The organism is Cellulophaga sp., from assembly GCF_039943695.1.
In the GTDB taxonomy this organism is placed as follows: domain Bacteria; phylum Bacteroidota; class Bacteroidia; order Flavobacteriales; family Flavobacteriaceae; genus Cellulophaga.
On record NZ_JBDVAA010000048.1, the window covers coordinates 1 to 3,904 of the forward strand.

The following is a 3,904-nucleotide window of genomic DNA, read 5'->3' on the forward strand; positions in this document are numbered from 1 at the left end:
GTGTAGAACCGTGGTAAATGTTACAGGAGATGCTACAGTATCTATGATTGTTGCTAAATCTGCTGGTAAATTACATGATAATCCTAAGGCTAAAAATTGGGATGATAATTATGACGAAGTAAAGTAGCATAACTACTTTTAATGTATAAAAGCAGCATCAAACAATTAAGTTTGATGCTGTTTTACTTTTATAACTATATTGTCTTTAAAAATAATATCTAATGCGTCTGTATCAATACTAAAAATACCAGGTTTAAACCCCAATATATAAGCAATATGTTCTGGGTTGTATTCATAAAAATCTTCACCTAATAATTGTATAACTTCTGTTCTAGTTTTACCAATTAGCATATTACTCTCAATTATATCAGTAGATAACTCATAACGTTGCTCAGGATTGTTGTTCCATTTTTGTTGATTAAACTGATATTTAGGATAGTAGGAAATTATTGCTACAAAACAATATATGCTAAAGATGTATGTTAATGGAGCAAAAACAATAGATAGTCCTATTGCAGTAATTTTTTTATATTTTAAAGCAATTCTATTGCTTTTTTTTAAAGCCCAATTAAAAATGAAAAATAAGACGATAGTTATAAATAGGATTATTAATATGACCATAATTGTATGTTAAATAAGTTTGTAAATTATAAAGAGATATGTTTGTTTTTAGGATATTTAACTTGGTAAGAAAAACGTTCTTTTTGTGTTTCTTTACTATTTAAATCTATTTTCCACGTTAGCAAACCTTTAGCGTCATTATAATTTGCATTGTATGTTTCTATTTCACTTACTTTAATCTCTTTATTTTCAGATAACGGAATCCTGTCTATTAACTTTACGGTAATCGCTGTGCTTTTATTATTCTTAATTTCTAAATCATACGCTCTGTTTAACACACGATTATTACCAAATAAAGATTTACCTTTAAAGTTTCGATCTTGCTTTCTTGTAACTGTAATACCTGCATCTACACCTAAAGAAACTACCATTTCTTTTGTTGTTTTGTATGGATCTATTACCGTTTTACCAGCAAAACCACCTTTAAAGTAAATGTTAGCCTCACCAGGTAATAAATTGTATTGTTCCCAGTTTTTAAACGATGCAGTTAAAAAAACATTTTCATTTAATACGGGTATAGAAAGGTACTCGTATGTAGCATCTAAATTAAAGGTATTAATTTCTATGGCTATTATATCTCCATCAGACTTAATAGAATACGGTTTTTTAATTGCAAAAGTTGTATTGGTAACATCGTCCTCTGTAGTACTCTTTTTAGTAGTAATAATAATGACACCGTTGCTACCTCTAGCACCATAAATTCCTGTGGCTTCGGCTCCTTTAACAACCTCTAAAGATTGTATGTCATTAGTATCAATATCACCTTCTAAATAATTAGACATTGGTACACCATCAATTATGTATAAAGGTAATGATGGAGTAGAAGATGCACCTCTAATTTCTATTCCTTCTGCTTTGCCTTGCAATGCAGTAGAGTAACCTGTAACTACAACTTCATCTAAGGCTTCATTATCTTCATCTAATTTTGTGTTTATTATAGATGCATAAATTGGTAGTTCTGTTGTTTGCATTCCTATGTAAGAAAACTGTAATTCTCGCCCAGTATGGGTTGCTATGGTGTAGTTTCCATCAAAATCTGTTTGTGTACCTATGTTAGTGCCTTTTATTAAAACAGTACAGCCAGGTAAAGGTTGTCCGGATGCGTCTGTAACCACCCCTGTTACTTTTTTTACTGAAGGATTGTAATAATATTTACTCTTTTTTATAGCTTTAGATTGGTAATTGTACCCGTTTGTAAAGTTTAGATATTTAGTGTCTATAACCGGTTTAGTTGTTTGTTTTATAGGGTTTCCGGTTGATAAATTAATTTTTACATTCTTCCACTCATTACCTGTGTTTTGGTACACATTAGCTTTGTATTTAAGTTGAAGATTACTGGCTGTATTTTTAGATTTTATATCATAAGTTGGCACCCAACCAGCATCTGAAACAACATAAGACAAAATTAAGTTTATGTTAATGTCTACAGGGGCATCAAACTTAACAACTAATTCTCCTTGCGCTATAGCAGGCCCAGTTGTAAGCTCTTTTACTTGTAAATTTAGATCTCTAATTGTTGTGCTTATTTTTTCTATTTCATTTTTTATAGTAAATATCTCATCTCTAATTTCAGTAATGCGTTTTCTGTAATAAGTACTTATTTGTTTAAGCTTCTCTAGGTCTAAATTTTCTGTAGTTGCGCTTACTTGTCTGTTTTTGGTAATTAATAATTCTTCTTCTTGTAAACCAGATATTCTATTTTTTAATAGTTGAATTTTTTTAGATAGTAATTTGGCTTCATTTTGTAATTCTGTAGCTTCAGGAGTTACCATAAACTTATCTAAATAGTTAATACCGTAATCCATTGCTAAAATAGAAACAGATTGTAACCCTGATATTTGAATGCTATTTTCATCAATTTTAGAAGATAAACCAGTAAACTTTAACTCGGTTGTACCTTCTTTAAGCGTAAAATTACTTGTGCGTGTAATTTGTGCTCCATTTAAGTAAACTGTAACCTCTTTTATGGTAGAAGGAGTTTTTTTGTCGTTCGCAGTTATTGCTAGGGGAATTAGTAACAATAGATAAAGTAGCTTTTTCATAGATATTAGTTTTTAAGGTTGCGTAAACCTAAGAATAGCAATACTTGAAAAAAACTAATAGTTTGTAAAGTGGTCTTTAGAGTGAGTAAAGTTAACTTTTGAGCTAGTTTACGGTTTAGAAGTACTTTTAAAGTTTGTGCTGCTAGGAAGCTCAAACAATTCTAATTCAAAAAATGGAATAGCAGCAAGTAAATGATCAAAAATATCAGACATTATATACTCGTAGTTTTCCCATCTTTTATCACTACTAAAAGCATAAACCTCTAAAGGTATACCTTGTGCAGTAGGGGCTAACTGCCTAACCATAACCATCATATCTTTATTTATGGCAGAATGATTTTTTAAATAGGTATCTGCATACTTTCTAAAAAGACCAATGTTAGTAAGGTTTCTTCCGTTTATTAAGATAGATTTATCTATGTTGTTACTTTGGTTGTACTCTGTAATTGTTTCTTGTCTGCCAACAATATACTCTGTTATGAGACTTATTTTTTTTAATTTTTGAATATCTTTTGGAGCTAAAAATTTAATACTCTCTTGCTTAATTATTAAAGCACGTTTAATTCTACGCCCAGGAGAATTTGTCATTCCTCTCCAGTTTTTAAAAGAATCAGAAATTAAGGCGTATGTTGGTATAGTTGTAATTGTATTATCAAAGTTTTGTACTTTAACTGTAGCAAGGTTAATTTCTATAACATCACCATCTGCACCGTAATTATTAAAAGAAATCCAATCACCAATACGCACCATATCATTTATAGATACTTGTATACTGGCAACAAAACCAAGTATGGTGTCTTTAAAAATTAATAATATTACAGCAGAGGCGGTACCTAAACCAGTTAAAAATTTCCAAAGTTCTATGTCTGTAAGTATAGATATAGCTAACAAAATACCAATAGACCATAAAAATATCATAAATACTTGTATGTAACTATCTATAGGTTTGTCTTTTAGATTTGGTAATGTTTTAAAGAAATCTTTTAAAGTGTTAAGCAAACTCCTAACTACCCAAAGAGTTAATACAATACCAAAAACTTCTAACCCTTTTAAAATTACACCTTGTGCTTTTATGAAACCGTTAAAAACCAATGGAACAGCGTTGTAAGCAATAATAATAGGAACTATATGAGCAACATTTCTTGGTACCTTATTTTTAACCAAAAAGTCATCAAAATTGGTTTTAGATATGCTTGTAAATTTTGCAAAGACAGAAATAAAAATCTTTCTTAAAACAAAAT

3 protein-coding genes are annotated in these 3,904 nt (G+C 29.9%); all 3 read right to left on the reverse strand.

Annotated features, from left to right (window positions below; translation table 11 throughout):
• Positions 1 to 165: 165 nt before the first annotated feature.
• Positions 166 to 621 carry a hypothetical protein gene (locus tag ABJD66_RS03600; protein ID WP_348128333.1) on the reverse strand — a complete coding sequence of 152 codons (456 nt, stop codon included), beginning with the start codon at positions 619 to 621 and terminating at the stop codon, positions 166 to 168.
• 26 nt (positions 622 to 647) lie between these two features.
• Complete coding sequence (locus tag ABJD66_RS03605) at positions 648 to 2,663, reverse strand: mucoidy inhibitor MuiA family protein (protein WP_348128336.1); 2,016 nt, start codon at positions 2,661 to 2,663, stop codon at positions 648 to 650.
• 108 nt (positions 2,664 to 2,771) lie between these two features.
• On the reverse strand, positions 2,772 to 3,904 hold a 1,133-nt coding region (locus ABJD66_RS03610; RefSeq protein WP_348128339.1), incomplete at its 5' end, for a mechanosensitive ion channel domain-containing protein.